The sequence below is a fragment of the Enterobacter sichuanensis genome (genome assembly GCF_009036245.1).
Classification (GTDB): domain Bacteria; phylum Pseudomonadota; class Gammaproteobacteria; order Enterobacterales; family Enterobacteriaceae; genus Enterobacter; species Enterobacter sichuanensis.
This window is the reverse complement of the sequence record NZ_CP027986.1, coordinates 1,638,463-1,653,966: the sequence shown is the minus strand read 5'-3', so window position 1 is coordinate 1,653,966 and position 15,504 is coordinate 1,638,463. Positions and strand designations below refer to the sequence as shown.

Annotated in this window: 19 protein-coding genes, 1 tRNA gene and 1 pseudogene; 13 read left to right on the top strand and 8 right to left on the bottom strand. The window is 54.2% G+C overall.

The annotated features are described in order from the left end of the window. Positions 1–88: 88 nt before the first annotated feature. The 4 genes from C1N69_RS07770 to C1N69_RS07755 all read left to right on the top strand — a co-directional run bounded on the left by C1N69_RS07770 (position 89) and on the right by C1N69_RS07755 (position 3,864). Positions 89–1,207: an MBOAT family O-acyltransferase gene (locus C1N69_RS07770; protein ID WP_155031908.1), complete on the top strand. Its 1,119-nt coding sequence runs from the start codon at positions 89–91 to the stop codon at positions 1,205–1,207. After that, entirely contained in the window at positions 1,204–2,637 is a 1,434-nt protein-coding gene (locus C1N69_RS07765; RefSeq protein ID WP_155030941.1) for an AMP-binding protein, read from the top strand. The genes C1N69_RS07770 and C1N69_RS07765 overlap by 4 nt, the downstream gene beginning before the upstream one ends. Before the next feature lie 18 nt (positions 2,638–2,655). Further along, a complete protein-coding gene (locus C1N69_RS07760; protein ID WP_025755960.1) occupies positions 2,656–2,874 on the top strand; it encodes an acyl carrier protein in 219 nt (72 codons plus the stop codon). A gap of 153 nt (positions 2,875–3,027) precedes the next feature. Beyond that, the gene (locus tag C1N69_RS07755; protein ID WP_025755962.1) at positions 3,028–3,864 is read left to right on the top strand and encodes an alpha/beta fold hydrolase; all 837 of its coding nucleotides are present in this window, start codon (positions 3,028–3,030) and stop codon (positions 3,862–3,864) included. A gap of 93 nt (positions 3,865–3,957) precedes the next feature. On the opposite strand, the gene C1N69_RS07750 is transcribed toward C1N69_RS07755, so the two are convergent. Further along, positions 3,958–4,215: a YjhX family toxin gene (locus tag C1N69_RS07750; protein WP_021240841.1), complete on the bottom strand. Its 258-nt coding sequence runs from the start codon at positions 4,213–4,215 to the stop codon at positions 3,958–3,960. Positions 4,216–4,529: 314 nt separating this feature from the next. On the opposite strand from C1N69_RS07750, the gene C1N69_RS07745 reads away from it, so the two are divergent. Continuing rightward, complete coding sequence (locus tag C1N69_RS07745; RefSeq protein WP_155030940.1) at positions 4,530–4,934, top strand: GNAT family N-acetyltransferase; 405 nt, start codon at positions 4,530–4,532, stop codon at positions 4,932–4,934. A 65-nt stretch (positions 4,935–4,999) separates the two neighbouring features. On the opposite strand, the gene C1N69_RS07740 is transcribed toward C1N69_RS07745, so the two are convergent. Both C1N69_RS07740 and C1N69_RS07735 read right to left on the bottom strand, forming a co-directional pair. Then, positions 5,000–5,087: transfer RNA gene (locus C1N69_RS07740), tRNA-Ser, on the bottom strand. 130 nt (positions 5,088–5,217) lie between these two features. Beyond that, the gene (locus C1N69_RS07735) at positions 5,218–6,846 is read right to left on the bottom strand and encodes an ABC transporter substrate-binding protein (protein ID WP_059386453.1); all 1,629 of its coding nucleotides are present in this window, start codon (positions 6,844–6,846) and stop codon (positions 5,218–5,220) included. 270 nt (positions 6,847–7,116) lie between these two features. Here C1N69_RS07735 and yccA point away from each other — a divergent pair, with 270 nt between their 5' ends. Both yccA and tusE read left to right on the top strand, forming a co-directional pair. Then, positions 7,117–7,776 carry an FtsH protease modulator YccA gene (gene yccA / locus C1N69_RS07725; RefSeq protein ID WP_013097244.1) on the top strand — a complete coding sequence of 220 codons (660 nt, stop codon included), beginning with the start codon at positions 7,117–7,119 and terminating at the stop codon, positions 7,774–7,776. A gap of 86 nt (positions 7,777–7,862) precedes the next feature. Beyond that, positions 7,863–8,192 (top strand): sulfurtransferase TusE, encoded by a 330-nt coding sequence (tusE, locus tag C1N69_RS07720; RefSeq protein WP_059386452.1) that lies wholly within the window; start codon positions 7,863–7,865, stop codon positions 8,190–8,192. Here the strand turns inward: tusE and yccX are convergent. The 3 genes and pseudogenes from yccX to C1N69_RS07705 form a co-directional block, all read right to left on the bottom strand. After that, positions 8,189–8,470 (bottom strand): acylphosphatase, encoded by a 282-nt coding sequence (gene yccX / locus C1N69_RS07715; RefSeq protein WP_025755965.1) that lies wholly within the window; start codon positions 8,468–8,470, stop codon positions 8,189–8,191. The genes tusE and yccX overlap by 4 nt on opposite strands. 12 nt (positions 8,471–8,482) lie before the next feature. Further along, positions 8,483–8,635: pseudogene (locus C1N69_RS07710) on the bottom strand (helix-turn-helix domain-containing protein); the annotation flags it as partial. Beyond that, positions 8,626–8,829 (bottom strand): YbhB/YbcL family Raf kinase inhibitor-like protein, encoded by a 204-nt coding sequence (locus C1N69_RS07705; RefSeq protein WP_244956334.1) that lies wholly within the window; start codon positions 8,827–8,829, stop codon positions 8,626–8,628. The pseudogene C1N69_RS07710 and the gene C1N69_RS07705, both read right to left, overlap by 10 nt. 201 nt (positions 8,830–9,030) lie before the next feature. Between C1N69_RS07705 and C1N69_RS07700 the strand changes: the two genes are divergently transcribed. Genes C1N69_RS07700 through hspQ form a run of 3 tightly spaced genes read left to right on the top strand, consistent with a single transcriptional unit; the run spans position 9,031 to position 10,984 of the window. Continuing rightward, positions 9,031–9,357: a hypothetical protein gene (locus tag C1N69_RS07700; protein ID WP_025755967.1), complete on the top strand. Its 327-nt coding sequence runs from the start codon at positions 9,031–9,033 to the stop codon at positions 9,355–9,357. 58 nt (positions 9,358–9,415) lie between these two features. Continuing rightward, positions 9,416–10,606, top strand: a complete 1,191-nt coding sequence (gene rlmI / locus C1N69_RS07695; protein ID WP_021240853.1) for a 23S rRNA (cytosine(1962)-C(5))-methyltransferase RlmI — start codon at positions 9,416–9,418, stop codon at positions 10,604–10,606. Positions 10,607–10,666: 60 nt separating this feature from the next. Beyond that, on the top strand, positions 10,667–10,984 hold the full coding sequence (gene hspQ, locus C1N69_RS07690; RefSeq protein WP_047958180.1) for a heat shock protein HspQ: 318 nt from the start codon (positions 10,667–10,669) through the stop codon (positions 10,982–10,984). A gap of 37 nt (positions 10,985–11,021) precedes the next feature. Here the strand turns inward: hspQ and C1N69_RS07685 are convergent, their stop codons facing one another. Next, the gene (locus tag C1N69_RS07685) at positions 11,022–11,435 is read right to left on the bottom strand and encodes a CoA-binding protein (RefSeq protein ID WP_025755969.1); all 414 of its coding nucleotides are present in this window, start codon (positions 11,433–11,435) and stop codon (positions 11,022–11,024) included. A 173-nt stretch (positions 11,436–11,608) separates the two neighbouring features. Here C1N69_RS07685 and csgI point away from each other — a divergent pair, with 173 nt between their 5' ends. Together csgI and mgsA are read left to right on the top strand one after the other, a co-directional pair. Next, positions 11,609–12,271 carry a curli synthesis inhibitor gene (csgI, locus tag C1N69_RS07680; protein ID WP_047958179.1) on the top strand — a complete coding sequence of 221 codons (663 nt, stop codon included), beginning with the start codon at positions 11,609–11,611 and terminating at the stop codon, positions 12,269–12,271. Between the two features lie 80 nt (positions 12,272–12,351). Then, on the top strand, positions 12,352–12,810 hold the full coding sequence (mgsA, locus tag C1N69_RS07675; protein ID WP_025755971.1) for a methylglyoxal synthase: 459 nt from the start codon (positions 12,352–12,354) through the stop codon (positions 12,808–12,810). 59 nt (positions 12,811–12,869) lie between these two features. Here the strand turns inward: mgsA and helD are convergent, their stop codons facing one another. After that, a complete protein-coding gene (gene helD / locus C1N69_RS07670) occupies positions 12,870–14,924 on the bottom strand; it encodes a DNA helicase IV (RefSeq protein WP_155030939.1) in 2,055 nt (684 codons plus the stop codon). Positions 14,925–15,046: 122 nt separating this feature from the next. Here helD and C1N69_RS07665 point away from each other — a divergent pair, with 122 nt between their 5' ends. Next, positions 15,047–15,493 (top strand): YccF domain-containing protein, encoded by a 447-nt coding sequence (locus C1N69_RS07665; RefSeq protein WP_025755973.1) that lies wholly within the window; start codon positions 15,047–15,049, stop codon positions 15,491–15,493. Positions 15,494–15,504: the final 11 nt, after the last annotated feature.

The window sequence follows — 15,504 nt, the reverse complement described above, 5'->3', positions numbered from 1 at the left end:
GGCGATCACCATCGTCGCGTGGACCTCTGTCGATGACAGCATGAGTATGCAGCTGCATTTTGAATATCAAAAGTTCTGAGGCCGAATGATGTACAGCTCAGGCATGTTTTTTGTCTATTTGTTTTCCTCCGCGCTGGTATTTGCGCTGGTTAATCGCGTATTACGTCATCGCCTGACGTATTTATCGGCGTTATCCGTCCTCGCTGCATTAGGCTGGGGCTATATTTTTCAGGGTGATTACCGTGTTCCCGCGGTCGTTTTTTTCAGTTTTTACCTTGTCGCCACGTTAAAAGAAAAAGGCTGGTTAAAAACCTGGCAGGCGATTGTGTTAACGCTGCTGCCTTTATTTTTGGTGAAACTGCATCTTAATCATCATCTCGGCATGATCGGCCTCTCTTTTATGACGTTCCGCGCGGTGGACGTGCTGCTCTATCGCAGTAAAAAAGAAGGACAGAATTTCCTGCATTATTTCTGCTATCTGTTTATGCCCTTTATTATTCTGGCGGGCCCAATGTATCGCTGGCGGACATGGATGAGCGATGTCAGTAAGCCCGTATTTGCGCTTACCCGTGAGCAGTTTTTAGTGGCGCTGGAGCAAATCATTACCGGCATTGTCCAGAAGTTCCTGTTTGCCATGCTGGTTGATTCACTTGTCGTGCAACCCTGGAGCCATAAGCCGTTTACGCTGACCGTGGGCGTGGTGATGTCACTGGCCTATAGCGCCTATCTCTATTTTGATTTTGCGGGTTACAGCAATATGGCCATCGGCGCAGGCCGCCTGTTTGGGTTGAACATTCCGGCAAACTTCAATATGCCGCTTCTGGCAAAGAATCCGCAGGATTTCTGGCGTCGCTTCCACATTAGCCTGTCTGAATGGCTGCGTGATGTGGTCTTTATGCCCGTCTATATGAACCTGATGAAGTTTACTTTTTTCCGTCAGAACAAAACGCTGGCGCAAGATATCGGCATTTTTTGCACCCTGTTCTGCATGGGCGCGTGGAATGGTCTGGAACGCCATTATGTCATCAGCGGCGCGCTGTTTGGCGCGATTTCGGTGGCCCATAACATGCTGTTGTGGTCAGCCAAACGCAGCCCGGCATTACAGCGCGGATTGCAGTATCCGGCTGTTGCTTTTTTGGGGCGAATTCTGACGCTGGGAAGCGCGGCAGGGTCCCTTTACATCTTTAGTGGAATGTCACCTCTATGAAAAATCACGCCGACCTTCAGGCACTGCAGGATTTCTTACGTGCGGCATTATGCGATCCCGCGCGTCCGCAACAGCTGGCCATCAGCGGCAGCGACGAATCTCTAAGCTGGGAACAGCTTTCCGCAGCCGTGACGGACTGGGCGCAGCGCTATCAGCGCTGCCGGCCTGTTGCAGGTACGCCGGTCGTCTTGTACGGACACCAGCAGGCGGAATTTGCCGTGGCGATTTATAGCTGCCTGCTGCATAACATTCCGTATATCCCGGTCGACTGCATCTATCCGCAGGAAAGGCTGAAGGAGATCTGCCATCTGGCCAGTGCCCCTTACTATTACGACGTGGCGACCCGGCAGTTCACCGCCACCGGTGAGACAGGCAAGGTGCTGGAGGAGCAAGATCTGGCCTATATCATGTTTACCTCGGGCAGCACCGGCAAGCCTAAAGGCGTGCAGATTGGGCGTGAGAGCGTATGGCACTTCATGAAATGGGTCAGCAAAGATTTTTCACTGCCGGAACAACCGGTGCTGATGAACCACGCGGTATTCAGTTTTGACCTCTCCCTGATCCCGTTACTGGCGAATCTGGCGATGGGGGGACACATCGTACTGAACGCCAAAGAGGATATTCAGAAAGCGAACTGGCTGGCGCGGCTGAAAAGCAACGCGGTGTCCGCCTGGGTTTCCACCCCCTCTTTTGCTTACCAGCAGCTGCTGTCCCCGCAGTTTAACAGCGAGTATTTGCCAGCACTCAAGGTCTTTATCTTCATTGGTGAGGTGTTAAATAAAGCGCTGGTTAAGCAGCTACGCCGCCGTTTCCCGCAGGCCAACATCATTAACGCCTATGGCCCGACGGAAGCGACCATTGCGACAACCGTGGTGGAAATAACGGATGAGATCCTCAACAGCGACAGCGCCGTGCTGCCGGTGGGGGTCATGATGCCAGAGAGCAAAATGGAAATTACCGCCGAGGGCGAGCTGATTATCTGGGGTAAGAACGTTATGCGCGGCTACCTCGGCCTGCCGCAGGAGAACGCGGCAAAATTGCTCTACCGTGAAAATGAAGCCTTTCGTGGCTACCGGACCGGCGATCTGGGGTATGAAGCAGGGCTCATCTATTGTCAGGGCCGCAATGATAGCCAGATCAAACTGAATGGTTACCGTATTGAAATCAACGAGATCGAAAACCGCCTGCTGGCCATGTCCGGCATTAACGAAGCGGTGGTGATGCCACTGATGAAACCCTGCGGCAGCGTGCTGCGCATTGCCGCCTTCTGCGTGACGGAGCTGGCACCGGATACGATCAAAACCGCCCTGTCGAAGGTGGTTCCACCCTATATGGTACCGTCACAAATTATCATCAAAGACGCTTTACCGTTGAATCCTAACGGCAAAATTGACCGCAAACTGCTGGACGCATACGCCCGCACACATTAATGACACCAGGAAAAAATGATGGAACAAGAAATTCTCGCCCTGTTCGAAAACGTATTATCCCGTAAGGTCGGTTTCCACGATGAACTGATTGACTCAGATATTCTCGACTCCATTCTGGCGGTCGACATGGTACTGGAAGTGCAGGACGTTTACGGCTGTATGATCCCGCCAACAGACGTGGCGACGGTGCTGAAAACCCCGGCGGACCTGGCCCGCTATATTGAAGAACACCGTTAACAAAAATGAAACCGCCTGCTTTTACACTTTATCCTACACTTTAGGAGTACTGTCGGTACGGGAAACAGAAAAAAGCCAACTTAATTAAGGCATTACTGATCTGCACTGCGTTCAGTCGGCACGCGTTTTGCCTTTAACAGAGGAGTCAGCGGTATGGCATTCGTTACCACGAAAGATGGCGTCAACATTTACTACAAAGACTGGGGTCCAAAAGAGGCGCAGCCCATCGTCTTCCACCACGGCTGGCCGTTAAGTGCAGATGACTGGGATAACCAGATGCTCTTCTTCCTTGCGGAAGGTTATCGCGTTATCGCGCTCGATCGCCGCGGTCATGGACGTTCGGATCAGGTGAGTGAAGGGCATGATATGGATCACTATGCGGCCGATGCGTCAGCCGTTGTTGAAAGCCTGGACTTACGCAATGCCGTGCACGTCGGTCACTCTACCGGCGGCGGCCAGGTCGCCCGCTATGTGGCGAAGTATGGTCAGCCGCAGGGTCGCGTCGCCAAAGCGGTGCTTGTCAGCGCCGTCCCTCCTCTGATGGTCAAAACGGACGCTAACCCCGGCGGCACGCCGATTGAGGTTTTCGATGGTTTTCGCCAGGCGCTCGCGGCTAACCGCGCCCAGTTTTACCTCGACGTCGCCAGCGGTCCTTTCTACGGTTTTAATCGCGATGGAGCCGAGGTTTCGCAGGGAACGATTCAGAACTGGTGGCGCCAGGGCATGATCGGCAGCGCCAAAGCGCACTACGAAGGGATCAAGGCGTTTTCAGAGACCGACCAGACGGAAGATCTGAAAGCCATTACGGTTCCCGTTCTGGTGATGCAAGGCGACGACGATCAGGTCGTGCCGTATAAAAATGCCGCCCTTCTGCAGGACCAGTTGCTGGCGAACAGCGTACTGAAAATTTATCCGGGCTTCCCACACGGGATGCATACCACCCACGCGGATACCATCAACGCGGATATTCTGGCTTTTATCCGCTCTTAACGCCGCGTTTCTTGCCGGGTGGCGCTGCGCTTACCCGGCCTACATTCCGTTCAATGTATGAACGCCACCCGAGGGTGGCGTGATTTCTTCCGCTTAGCGATTGTCCAGCTGGGCGCGAACGTTATTCAGCCCGGTGGTATTGATGCGGTAAGGCTGCCCGTTCACGGAACGGATCAGCTTTTTAGTGCGGAGTTTTTTGAAGACGCTGAGCGTGCAGTCGCTTAGCACCAGCCCTTCACGGGTATAGCACTCAACGGACGTGACGCGGCCAGAACTGTCGCGGACGTGCACAATACGTCCACCTTTGGCGAGAACGTGTAAGGTACGTTGTTCCTGACGGGATAAATTCATACTGGAAAACCTGTGTAATCATCATGCGTAAAAACGAGCCCACACCAGCAGGTGCGTGCGTAAGGTTTAAGCGCAGCGATAACCAGTCCGTCCTGAGAAGGGCGGGAAGCTGATTATCTGATGAAAACATTCTCCAGCATCAAAGCCTCGGTAAGAGATGAAAAGGTATTTACGGGGTGAATGATAACGCCTGATTTTCACAGGAGAATAGCGAGAGGTTAAAAGTGTGAACATGATCGGTCCGTGAAATCGTCTTTAGTCAATTTTACTGCCAGACTGAAGCCCTTTACTGAACACCGACTGGAGTTCTTCTTATGCCTGATAACTATACCGTGGTTGAAACCGTTCCCACTGCAGAAGCGTTTTGCCGGCTGCGCGAAATCTCGGGCCTTAGCCCTCGCCCGCTGGAGGCGGCCCGAAAAGCGCTGCCCGGCAGCTGTTATGGCATGCATATTCTGTGTGAGGGTAAACCGGTAGGTATGGGGCGCATCGTGGGGGACGGTGCGTTGAATTTCGATATTGTCGACGTCGCCGTTGATCCGCTTCATCAGGGGAGAGGACTCGGCAGGGTCATTATGGAAACGCTTGTTGCCTGGCTGGATACCCACGCCTGCAAAGGAGCCTACGTTTGCTTAATGGCCGACGTGCCTGAGCTTTATACAAAATTTGGTTTTACGCTCGTTCGCCCGGCAAGCGAAGGAATGGCCAGAATCTGGTGATGGGCAAACCTGCGCTAAAGCAAAAAGAAAAACCCCAGGTTAACAAGTAACCTGGGGTTTATATCTGGCGGAAGCGCAGAGATTCGAACTCTGGAACCCTTTCGGGTCGCCGGTTTTCAAGACCGGTGCCTTCAACCGCTCGGCCACACTTCCTGAGTGAGGCGAACTATAAACACCTCACCGCGCGCTGTAAAGAGTCGCGGCATTCGTTCGCTGTAAAAATAGTCAAAACGTGTTTAATCGGTTGAACTGACAACACATCGACGATTTTATCAGCACAGACTTAGTGTTTTTTGATGTACATGTCCTTCGTGTAATAGTACCCCAGCTTATCCGGCGTAAATCCGCCCACCCACGGTTTGACCAGATGCGTACGGACGTAGTGATACACCGGAATGGCGGGCACATCACGTCCCAGCAGATCTTCCGCCTGCTGGTAGAACTTACCCCGCTCTTCCGTTGTTTTGGCTTTTGCGGCATTCACCAGCGCCTGGTCGTATTCCGGATTGCTGTACTGACTGGTGTTTTCGCTGTCGCCGGTGCGGAAGTTGTTCAGGAAGGTCGCCGCGTCGTCGTAGTCGGCAATCCAGGCGTAACGCACCGCGTCAAAGTTGTGGGTATGCATGGTATCCAGCATGGTTTTCCACTCCTGATTTTGCAGCTTCGCCTCCACGCCGAGGTTCTTTTTCCACATGGAGCTGGCCGCAATCGCAATACGCTGGTGCGATTCAGAGGTGTTATAGAGCAGGTTGAAGCGCAGAGGATGGCTGGCGTTATACCCGGCCGCTTCGAGCAATTTTTTCGCCTCAGCGATGCGCTTGTCCTGCGGCCAACTGGCGTAATCCGGGTTCTGTAACTTAACGCCACCGATATCCGGCTGGCTGATGAGCCACGCCGGACGCTGCCCCTGCCCTAAAACTTTCCCGGCAATGATGTCTTTATCGAGCGCCATGTTCAGCGCCTTGCGCACGCGGACGTCGTTGAACGGCGGCCGGGTGGTATTAAATTCGTAGTAATAGGTTGCCAGCTGCGGAGAGACATCCAGCTCGCTGCCGAGCGTTTTTTTGAGCTGAGCGAACTGGTTGATCGGCACCGTGTAGACAATATCAATTTCGCCCGCTTTATAGCGGTTCACATCTGCGGCCTCGGAGGTGATAGGCAGATACGTCACCTTATTAATCACGGTATGGTCATTATCCCAGTAGCGCGGGTTGCGCTCCGCCACAATGCGTTCGTTGACCACCCACTGGGACAGCTTATAGGCCCCGCTGGTGACGATATGTTCAGGCTTGGTCCACTTGTCGCCAAAGCGGCCAATCAGCACTTTGTCCACCGGTACCAGTGACGGATGCGCCAGCATGGCCAGGAATGCCGCATTAGGCTGTGTCAATGTGACTTCCAGCGTGGTGTCGTTAATCGCTTTAACGCCCAGCGTATCGGGGGCTTTTTTCCCCTGCGCAATATCCGCACCATTCACAATGTGCATGTTGCCGGGATAGCTGGCATACGGTGAAGCGGTTTTAGGATCAACCAGACGCTGCCAGCTCCAGACAACATCTTCCGCGGTGATGGCAGTGCCGTCGCTCCAGGTGATGCCCGGGCGCAGATGGAACGTCCAGACAGTGTTGTCCTTGTTCTCCCATTTTTCCGCCAGCCGTGGCTGAATGTCCCCCGCCGGGGAGACACTGACCAGCCCATCGAATAAATCACTGATAATATTGAATTCGACGTCGCTTTCGACTTTATGCGGGTCGAGCGAGGCCGGCTCATTACCATTGTTCCTGACCAGTTCCTGCTTATCGGCCAGCTGCGTTCCTGCCGGCACGTTCGCCGCCCAGGTTGCCGTGCTGGCGCACAGGATCCCTGCGGTAAGTAAAGAGAGCGTAAAGCGCGTGCGTGTTTGTGGTTTCATTTCCTTCGCCTTATTGTCTGTTTTTGTGACGATCCGGAAATAACTCTTAGCGGCCTTATGGTAATAACGCAATAATTTTCAGTAACCTATAAGAGGTTGATCTGATTAATCGCGTCAAACCGCTGTTCATACTGGTGAAACGTATTTATGCAGAAGAAACAACCAGCTCCCGCCCTAACCTGCTGAGTAAAGATGGGTAAAACCACTTTGAGAGTGACGCGCCGTTTCCTATTCTTTCCGTTAATTACATCTGTCATAAGAGAGTGACTCATGGATCGTATAATTACTTCTTCGCGCGACCGCACATCGCTACTCAGCACCCACAAGGTGCTGCGCAATACCTATTTCATGCTCAGCCTGACGCTGGCGTTTTCGGCGATCACCGCAACCGCCAGCACCGTGCTGATGCTGCCGTCTCCGGGGCTGATTCTGACCCTGGTGGGGATGTACGGTCTGATGTTCCTGACCTACAAAACCGCTGATAAACCGGTCGGTATTCTTTCCGCGTTCGCCTTCACCGGCTTCCTGGGCTACATCCTGGGGCCGATCCTGAACGCGTACCTGTCTGCCGGCATGGGTGACGTGATTGGCATGGCGCTGGGCGGCACCGCGCTGGTGTTCTTCTGCTGCTCGGCCTACGTGCTCACCACCCGCAAGGACATGTCCTTCCTCGGCGGTATGCTGATGGCGGGTATCGTGGTGGTGCTGATTGGTATGGTGGCTAACATCTTCCTGCAGCTCCCTGCCCTGCACCTGGCGATTAGCGCGGTGTTTATCCTGCTGTCATCCGGCGCAATTCTGTATGAAACCAGCAACATTATTCACGGCGGTGAGACCAACTATATTCGCGCCACCGTGAGCCTGTATGTCTCGCTGTACAACATCTTCGTCAGCCTGCTGAGCATCCTGGGTTTTGCAAGCCGGGATTAAGCCGCAACGATGTGAACCTGGCCCCGCTTATGCGGGGCTTTGTTTTTTGCTACACTGCAGCGTTTTTGACTGACGCGTGAATGACTATGTTGAGTTTTGAAGGCAAAGAGATCGAGACTGATAACGACGGTTATCTGAAAGAAAGTGGCCAGTGGAGCGAAGCACTGGCAGAAGTCATTGCTGAGAAAGAAGGCATCGCCCTCTCCCCCGAACACTGGGAAGTGGTGCGTTTTGTGCGCGAGTTCTATCTCGAATTCAACACCTCTCCGGCCATCCGCATGCTGGTCAAAGCGATGGCCAATAAGTTCGGTGAAGAGAAAGGCAACAGCCGCTATCTCTATCGTCTGTTCCCGAAAGGCCCGGCAAAACAGGCCACCAAAATTGCCGGCCTGCCTAAACCGGTGAAGTGTATTTAATAGCGAATACCGAAGTTAACGTACTCCCGGCCGGGTTGATGCGGTTCCGTTAAGACCTTATCAACCCGCGCACTGCGCGGCCCACCCGCCTTCAGCCACGCCACCAGCTTGTCGACCTGCTCCGCTTCGCCACAGGCGACCACCTCAACGCTGCCGTCATCCATGTTACGCGCATATCCCGTTAACCCAAGCTGAACGGCCTCGCGCTGAGTGCTGTAGCGGAAACCCACGCCCTGAACGATGCCGTGAACCCAGGCAATAGTGCAGACTTTTGCCATTTTTTCTTCTCCTTAACGTAGCGTTTTCGGTAAACAGCCATAGTGTTGCCGGAAACGGGCGGTGAAACGAGAGCTGGAAAGATACCCACATTGTAATGCGATTTCGCCGATCGGTAAGCGGGTTGACTGTAACTGTGATAACGCCACGGCCATCCTTACCTCCTCGCGGGCGGATTTTTCCACGCCAGCTGTGGCGAGGTATTCCCACCGTGGCAACCAAATCCCTCAAACACCTGCTGTGGCGCTAACCGCCGTTCGCCGGAAATGTCCGGGCTGGTCATGCTGAAAGGCGTTGCGGCTAAAACCTGAAAACTCATTGCCGTCAGAGCGGCTATTGCTATTACACTGTGCTTTTTCATGGGGGCTCCCTTTGCTGTACCGGAAGCCCCACTGTATATCCCTCGGCAATCTTGTAATGTGCCTAAGCGATTTGATTTTGTGCCGAAACGCTCAAGGGTATCCGCAGATGATTGCGCCCTGCTGAAAGTTCTACTCTACGCGCAGTGAGTCTGTTCGTGAACAAACAGTAAATGGAATGCTATGCGCGAAAGGAAAACGATATGAATGTTACTGATGAAGACCTGTTGCGTTCTGGTTTTACACTGTCTGATTTGCAGAAGATAAAAAATAACGTTGAGAGGTACGGGGGAACGCCTGAAGAAGCAGTTTACGATCTCGCCCGTCGATTCAATACCCTACTCTGGGTAATCAGCGTATGCTTCATGTTCCTGATTGTTCTTGTCGTTTTCAGTTCACCTGTCAAGGCATTGGCGTGGGGGCTGGCGATCATCGTAGGGGTTAGCATTATGACTCTCGCACAACCTCCTGTACTGTCGTATAAATCCTGGCGTTATCGAAAAATCATCAGAGATTTTGAGAAGCTCTGATCCGTTTTGATGTGCTACTCTACGCGCCATTTCCCTGAAATTGACAGAACAGCAAATTATGAGTGTACGTTTAGTGTTAGCCAAAGGGCGCGAGAAGTCTTTACTGCGCCGTCATCCCTGGGTCTTTTCCGGCGCGGTTGCCCGCATGGAAGGCAAAGCCAGCCTCGGTGAAACCATTGATATCGTTGACCATCAGGGGAAATGGTTAGCGCGAGGCGCCTACTCGCCAGCGTCCCAAATCCGTGCTCGCGTCTGGACCTTCGATAAAGATGAAACCATTGATATCGACTTCTTCGTTCGTCGTCTGCAGCAGGCGCAGCAGTGGCGCGACTGGCTGGCCAAACGCGACGGGCTGGACAGCTACCGCCTGATTGCCGGTGAGTCCGATGGTCTCCCGGGCGTCACCATTGACCGCTTCGGCAACTTCCTGGTGCTGCAGCTTCTGAGCGCCGGGGCGGAATATCAGCGTGCCGCGCTGATTAGCGCCCTGCAGACGCTGTTCCCACAGTGCGCCATTTACGACCGCAGCGATGTGGCGGTGCGCAAAAAAGAGGGTATGGAGCTGACGCAAGGTCCGGTGACCGGTGAACTGCCGCCTGCCCTGCTGCCGATTGAAGAGCACGGCATGAAGCTGCTGGTGGATATTCAGGGCGGACACAAAACAGGTTATTACCTCGACCAGCGCGACAGCCGCCTGGCGACGCGTCAGTACGTTGCTGACAAACGCGTGCTGAACTGCTTCTCCTACACCGGCGGGTTTGCCGTTTCAGCGCTGATGGGCGGTTGTGCCCAGGTGGTGAGCGTGGACACCTCACAGGAAGCGCTGGACGTGGCGAAACAGAACGTCGAGCTGAATAAGCTTGATCTGAGCAAAGCCGAATTTATTCGTGACGACGTCTTTAAGCTGCTGCGTAAATATCGCGATCAGGGCGAGAAGTTCGACGTTATCGTGATGGATCCGCCGAAGTTTGTCGAAAACAAAAGTCAGCTGATGGGCGCCTGCCGCGGCTATAAAGATATCAACATGCTGGCCATCCAGTTGCTGAATCCGGGTGGCGTCCTGCTCACGTTCTCCTGCTCTGGCCTGATGACCACCGATTTATTCCAAAAAATCATCGCCGATGCCGCAATAGATGCTGGTCGTGATGTACAATTTATAGAGCAGTTCCGTCAGGCAGCCGATCACCCGGTGATTGCTACCTACCCGGAAGGGCTCTATCTGAAAGGGTTTGCCTGTCGCGTCATGTAACTTGAAAAGAGAAATATTGCCCGCACATAACGTGTAAGTCGTATTTCCCGGGAGGTGACTATGATTGCCAGCAAATTCGGTATCGGCCAGCAGGTCCGCCACACTTTGCTAGGGTATTTGGGTGTGGTCGTGGATATCGACCCGGAGTATTCCCTTGTAGAGCCGTCAGCAGACGAGCTGGCGGTGAACGCCGAGCTTCGCGCCGCGCCCTGGTACCATGTGGTAATGGAAGGTGATGACGGACAACCCGTTCACACCTATCTTGCTGAAGCGCAGCTCAGCAGTGAACTGCGGGAAGAACATCCGGAGCAACCTACGATGGATGAACTGGCTCAGACAATCCGCAAACAGTTACAGGCTCCGCGCCTGCGGAACTAAGCGTGTAAAAAAAGCCCGATGAACGGGCTTTTTTTTATTACTTCGCCAGCCCCAGACGGGGGATTTCAATGGCCGGGCAGCGGTCCATGACCACCTTCAGACCCGCCTCACGCGCCAGCACCGCGGCCTGCTCGTTAATCACACCCAGCTGCATCCACAGCGTTTTTGCCCCAATCGCAATGGCTTCCTGAGCCACGCCCCACGCCGCTTCCGAATTACGGAAAACATCCACCATATCGATTTTTTCCGGTACGTCGTTGAGCGTGGCGTAGCCCTGCTGGCCCAGTAAACTTTTACCGGCCACTTTCGGCGAGACAGGGATAACGTGATAACCCTGATCGAGAAGGTATTTCATGACCCGATAGCTTGGACGATCGGGTTTATCGCTCGCGCCCACCAGCGCAATGGTGCGCGTGGATGTCAAAATCTCGGCAATATCGTTCTCTTTCATGGTTTTTCTCCTGGCTTTTTTCAAAGTGTACGCCAAAGGGCACATCTCAACCATCCATCCCATACAGATGTATGAGGGCAAAACGGCCAAATATGTCTATATGTTAGTAAACGTGATTATCGAAAAATTTAGATACATTCATGCGCCGACAGAATTTCTGACAGGAGCCTTCTATGAAAACCGGTATTGCCACTGCTCTGATTGCATTAGTGATGCCGGTCTGCGTCTTTGCTACCACGCTTCGGCTCTCTGGCGATATTGATCTCCTGGTGCTGGATGGAAAAAAGGTCTCCAGCTCCTTATTGCGTGGTGCCGACAGCATCGAGCTGGATAACGGCCCGCATCAGCTGGTATTCCGGGTAGAAAAATCGATCGGCCTCGCCAATCATGAGCAAAGGATGTACATCTCCCCGCCGCTGATTGTCAGCTTTAATACCCGGCAAATCAGTCAGGTCAATATTACCCTGCCGCGTATTGAAACAGAGAAAGAGAGTGCGACCTTTGACGCGTCACCGCGTATTGAACTGCTGGACGGGGATGCAATGCCGATTCCGGTAAAACTGGATATTCTGGCGCTGACTACCTCACCGAAAGGACCGGATTACGAGGCCGCGGCCCAGGCCTATAACAAAGCAGGTAAACGCGCCTCGCTTCCGCAGTTTGCCACCATGATGGCTGACGACAGTACGCTGCTATCGGGTGTCTCTGAACTGGACGTTATTCCTCCTCAGTCACAGACCCTGACGGAACAACGCCTCAAATTCTGGTTTCAGCAGGCCGATCCTGATACGCGCGCCCGGTTTTTACAATGGGCAAAACAACAACCTTCCTCATAAGCCACATTTTTTACGCCTTGCTCTTGCAGCGTCAGGCGGTTCCCGTCATCGTGTAGTCAGTTAACCTGATGGATATGATTATGGAACTGACAACACGCACGCTACCGGAACGTAAACACATTGCTCTGGTTGCGCACGATCACTGTAAACAAATGCTGCTTAACTGGGTTCGCCGCCATCAGTCTTTGCTGGAAAAGCACGCCCTGTCGGCGACCGGCACAACCGGTAACCTGATTCAGCGCGAAACGGGTCTGGAGGTAAATGCCATGCTGAGCGGCCCGATGGGCGGCGATCAGCAGGTCGGGGCGCAGATTTCCGAAGGAAAGATTGATGTGCTGATCTTCTTCTGGGATCCGCTGAACGCGGTTCCGCACGATCCGGATGTCAAAGCGCTGCTGCGTCTGGCGACGGTGTGGAATATCCCGGTGGCGACCAACCTGTCGACGGCGGATTTCATTATTGAATCCCCGCAGTTTAACTCCCCGGTTGAGATCCTTATTCCGGATTATCAGCGTTATCTTTCTGAAAGACTGAAGTAGCTTTTTTTGCCGGGTGGCGGCTACGCCTTACCCGGCCTGCTCCTCTTTGCCCGTCATCGTTAAGGCTTTCTCGCCACCGGCACATCAATACTCTTCAGGATATCCACAAATACGGATGGCTCTTCTTTGTTGAACAGCAGCCACACGCGGTGACGCGCGCGGGTCATGGCCACATACAGCAAACGCCGCTCTTCGGCGTCCGGGAAGTCTTCCGGTTCCGGCAGTAAGGCCTCCTCCATCACCGACTCGCGAGCCGGGGCCGGGAAACCATCGCTCCCCTCTTTCAACCCCACCACGATGACATAATCGGCCTGCTGCCCTTTGCTGGCGTGAATGGTCATAAATTCAATCTGCAGCTTCGGCCAGCGGGTGGCGGCTTTTTCCAGCGCCGCAGGTTTGAGGTGATGGTAACGCGCCAGCACCAGGATACGTTCATCGGGCTTCGCATAGCCGCTGAGCTTGTCCAGCAGCGGCTCCAGCTGATCATCCGCCAGCAGGGTGACGGCTTTTTTATCACCAGACCGCAGGCTATTGAGCGGCTTGGCCAACTGATGCGGGTTCTGCTGGATAAAGCGGTTAGCAATCTCACCGATTCGGGAATTGAAGCGGTAGGTCGTGTCCAGATCGCTGCGATCCCCCTCACCAAAATAGTGGTGAAACGCGGTCGTCAGGGAGAGCTGCGCGCCGCTGAAGCGATAGATGGCCTGCCAGTCGTCCCCCACCGCAAACAGTGAGGTATGCTTATTCTGCGCCCGCAGCGCCGAGAGCAGCGCGGCACGCTGCGGGGAGATATCCTGAAACTCATCCACCAGAATATGTTTCCACGGGCTGACAAAACGCCCTTTCTCAAGAATGATAATGGCCTGGTGGATTAACCCGGAGAAGTCGACGGCGTTTTCCTCCTTCAGCGCCGTTTTCCAGGCTTTCAGCAGCGGCGCCATCAGTTTGACGCGCTTTGAAAACAGATCGCGGATCCCCTCCGGCGCGCTCTCAATCATCTCCGCCTGCGACCCACCGTGCATTCGCAACAGACTTACCCATCGGTCAAGCCGCGCCCCCAGCCGGCGCGCCAGTTTGTCATCCTGCCAGAAACTGCCCTCTGGCACCGTCCAGTTGAGCTCTTCCTCCAGCCACTGACGCCATCCTTTCGCCTGCGCCTTTTTCTCGCTGCACTGCTGACGCCAGGTTTTGATAAACAGCACCTGACGCGCCTGCGTATCGTTTTCCAGTTTGCTGATGGAAGGCACTTTTTTACTGCCCTGCTGAATAATATGCAGCGCAAGTGCATGGAAGGTTCTGGCGGTGATATCCCGGGTATGCAGGCGCGCCTGAATACGCTCGTCCATCTCCTCAGCCGCCTTGCGGCCAAAGGCCAGAAGCAGAATTTGATCGGGTACGGCTTCTCCGGTCGTCAGCAGCCAGCCTGCACGCGCCACCAGCACCGACGTTTTACCGCTTCCGGCGCCCGCAAGCACCAGCAGCGATTGCTCACCATTCACCACCGCACGCGCCTGCGCCGGATTGAGGGGGGAAGATTCCACCGTACTGAAGAAATCAGCGTATTGGGTAAGCATGGCGTCCGTCCAGGCCTGGTTATGGGCAAGCCGGCTTTTATCCACGTCATTCAGCCAGGCCTGACACTGGCGCCAGGCGTCACGACAATTGTCAAACTCATCGAGACGCGTCACGGATATCGGCAGCGCCGAGAGTGCCTGCCTGATCTTTCGCTGTAGCCCGGCCGTCTGCTGACGGGTCAGCCAGGTTTGCTGTGCGTTGCTTTGCGCGATGTCGTCCAGCACCTGCTGCAGCACCTGGGACGCAACCACGCTCATCTCCTGGCTCCACTGCTGCCAGAGCGCGTTCAGGTGATGATGAAAGCGCTGGGTTTCCGCCCACTCGGTGCCGTGAAGTCGCACGACTTTATCGTCTGGCAGAACGAACTCCAGTTCGCCCCACACCAGCCCGCGTTTGCAGTGGATAGCCAGAAGCTGATTAAACGGAATAAGGTATTCGTGGCGTTCTCCGGAGACTTTCACCCCGGCATTAAGGAGAACCACCCTGTCGTAAGGGTGTTGCGCCAGGCGTTTGCCCATTGAAGTTGCTTTCAGTTCCATGTCCCGCCAAATCCACGAAGAGATAATTTGTCTGATAGTTTAACTGCCAGTTTTAAGGTGCTCCAGCCTAAAAAAACGTTACAATCATTGGGCGTTAATTTATCGAAAGGAAGTGAGGGTTTATGCGTACCGTTCTGAATGTGTTGAATTTTGTGCTGGGCGGTTTTGCCACCACCCTTTCCTGGCTTTTTGCCACGCTGGTGAGCATCGTTCTGATTTTCACGCTTCCCCTGACCCGTTCCTGCTGGGAGATCACTAAACTCTCGTTTGTCCCCTACGGGAATGAGGCCATCCACGTCGACGAGCTGAATCCGGAGAGCAAAAACGCCCTGATGAATACGGGCGGAACCCTGCTGAATATTCTGTGGCTGATCTTCTTCGGCTGGTGGCTGTGCATCATGCATATTTTTGCGGGGATTGCGCAGTGCGTCACGATTATCGGTATTCCGGTGGGACTTGCGAATTTCAAGATCGCCGCGATCGCTCTCTGGCCCGTCGGGCGCAGGGTGGTTTCGGTAGAAGTGGCCCAGGCCGCGCGTGAAGCAAATGCTCGTCGTCGTTTTCAGTAAATAAGGACTGG

Excerpts from the sequence above, each read along its gene's own strand:
- C1N69_RS07770 (WP_155031908.1), top strand. The coding sequence starts at position 89 with ATGTACAGCTCAGGCATGTTTTTTGTCTATTTGTTTTCCTCCGCGCTG.
- C1N69_RS07765 (WP_155030941.1), top strand. The coding sequence starts at position 1,204 with ATGAAAAATCACGCCGACCTTCAGGCACTGCAGGATTTCTTACGTGCG.
- C1N69_RS07760 (WP_025755960.1), top strand. The coding sequence starts at position 2,656 with ATGGAACAAGAAATTCTCGCCCTGTTCGAAAACGTATTATCCCGTAAG.
- C1N69_RS07755 (WP_025755962.1), top strand. The coding sequence starts at position 3,028 with ATGGCATTCGTTACCACGAAAGATGGCGTCAACATTTACTACAAAGAC.
- C1N69_RS07750 (WP_021240841.1), bottom strand. The coding sequence starts at position 4,215 with ATGAATTTATCCCGTCAGGAACAACGTACCTTACACGTTCTCGCCAAA.
- C1N69_RS07745 (WP_155030940.1), top strand. The coding sequence starts at position 4,530 with ATGCCTGATAACTATACCGTGGTTGAAACCGTTCCCACTGCAGAAGCG.
- C1N69_RS07735 (WP_059386453.1), bottom strand. The coding sequence starts at position 6,846 with ATGAAACCACAAACACGCACGCGCTTTACGCTCTCTTTACTTACCGCA.
- yccA (WP_013097244.1), top strand. The coding sequence starts at position 7,117 with ATGGATCGTATAATTACTTCTTCGCGCGACCGCACATCGCTACTCAGC.
- tusE (WP_059386452.1), top strand. The coding sequence starts at position 7,863 with ATGTTGAGTTTTGAAGGCAAAGAGATCGAGACTGATAACGACGGTTAT.
- yccX (WP_025755965.1), bottom strand. The coding sequence starts at position 8,470 with ATGGCAAAAGTCTGCACTATTGCCTGGGTTCACGGCATCGTTCAGGGC.
- C1N69_RS07705 (WP_244956334.1), bottom strand. The coding sequence starts at position 8,829 with ATGAAAAAGCACAGTGTAATAGCAATAGCCGCTCTGACGGCAATGAGT.
- C1N69_RS07700 (WP_025755967.1), top strand. The coding sequence starts at position 9,031 with ATGAATGTTACTGATGAAGACCTGTTGCGTTCTGGTTTTACACTGTCT.
- rlmI (WP_021240853.1), top strand. The coding sequence starts at position 9,416 with ATGAGTGTACGTTTAGTGTTAGCCAAAGGGCGCGAGAAGTCTTTACTG.
- hspQ (WP_047958180.1), top strand. The coding sequence starts at position 10,667 with ATGATTGCCAGCAAATTCGGTATCGGCCAGCAGGTCCGCCACACTTTG.
- C1N69_RS07685 (WP_025755969.1), bottom strand. The coding sequence starts at position 11,435 with ATGAAAGAGAACGATATTGCCGAGATTTTGACATCCACGCGCACCATT.
- csgI (WP_047958179.1), top strand. The coding sequence starts at position 11,609 with ATGAAAACCGGTATTGCCACTGCTCTGATTGCATTAGTGATGCCGGTC.
- mgsA (WP_025755971.1), top strand. The coding sequence starts at position 12,352 with ATGGAACTGACAACACGCACGCTACCGGAACGTAAACACATTGCTCTG.
- helD (WP_155030939.1), bottom strand. The coding sequence starts at position 14,924 with ATGGAACTGAAAGCAACTTCAATGGGCAAACGCCTGGCGCAACACCCT.
- C1N69_RS07665 (WP_025755973.1), top strand. The coding sequence starts at position 15,047 with ATGCGTACCGTTCTGAATGTGTTGAATTTTGTGCTGGGCGGTTTTGCC.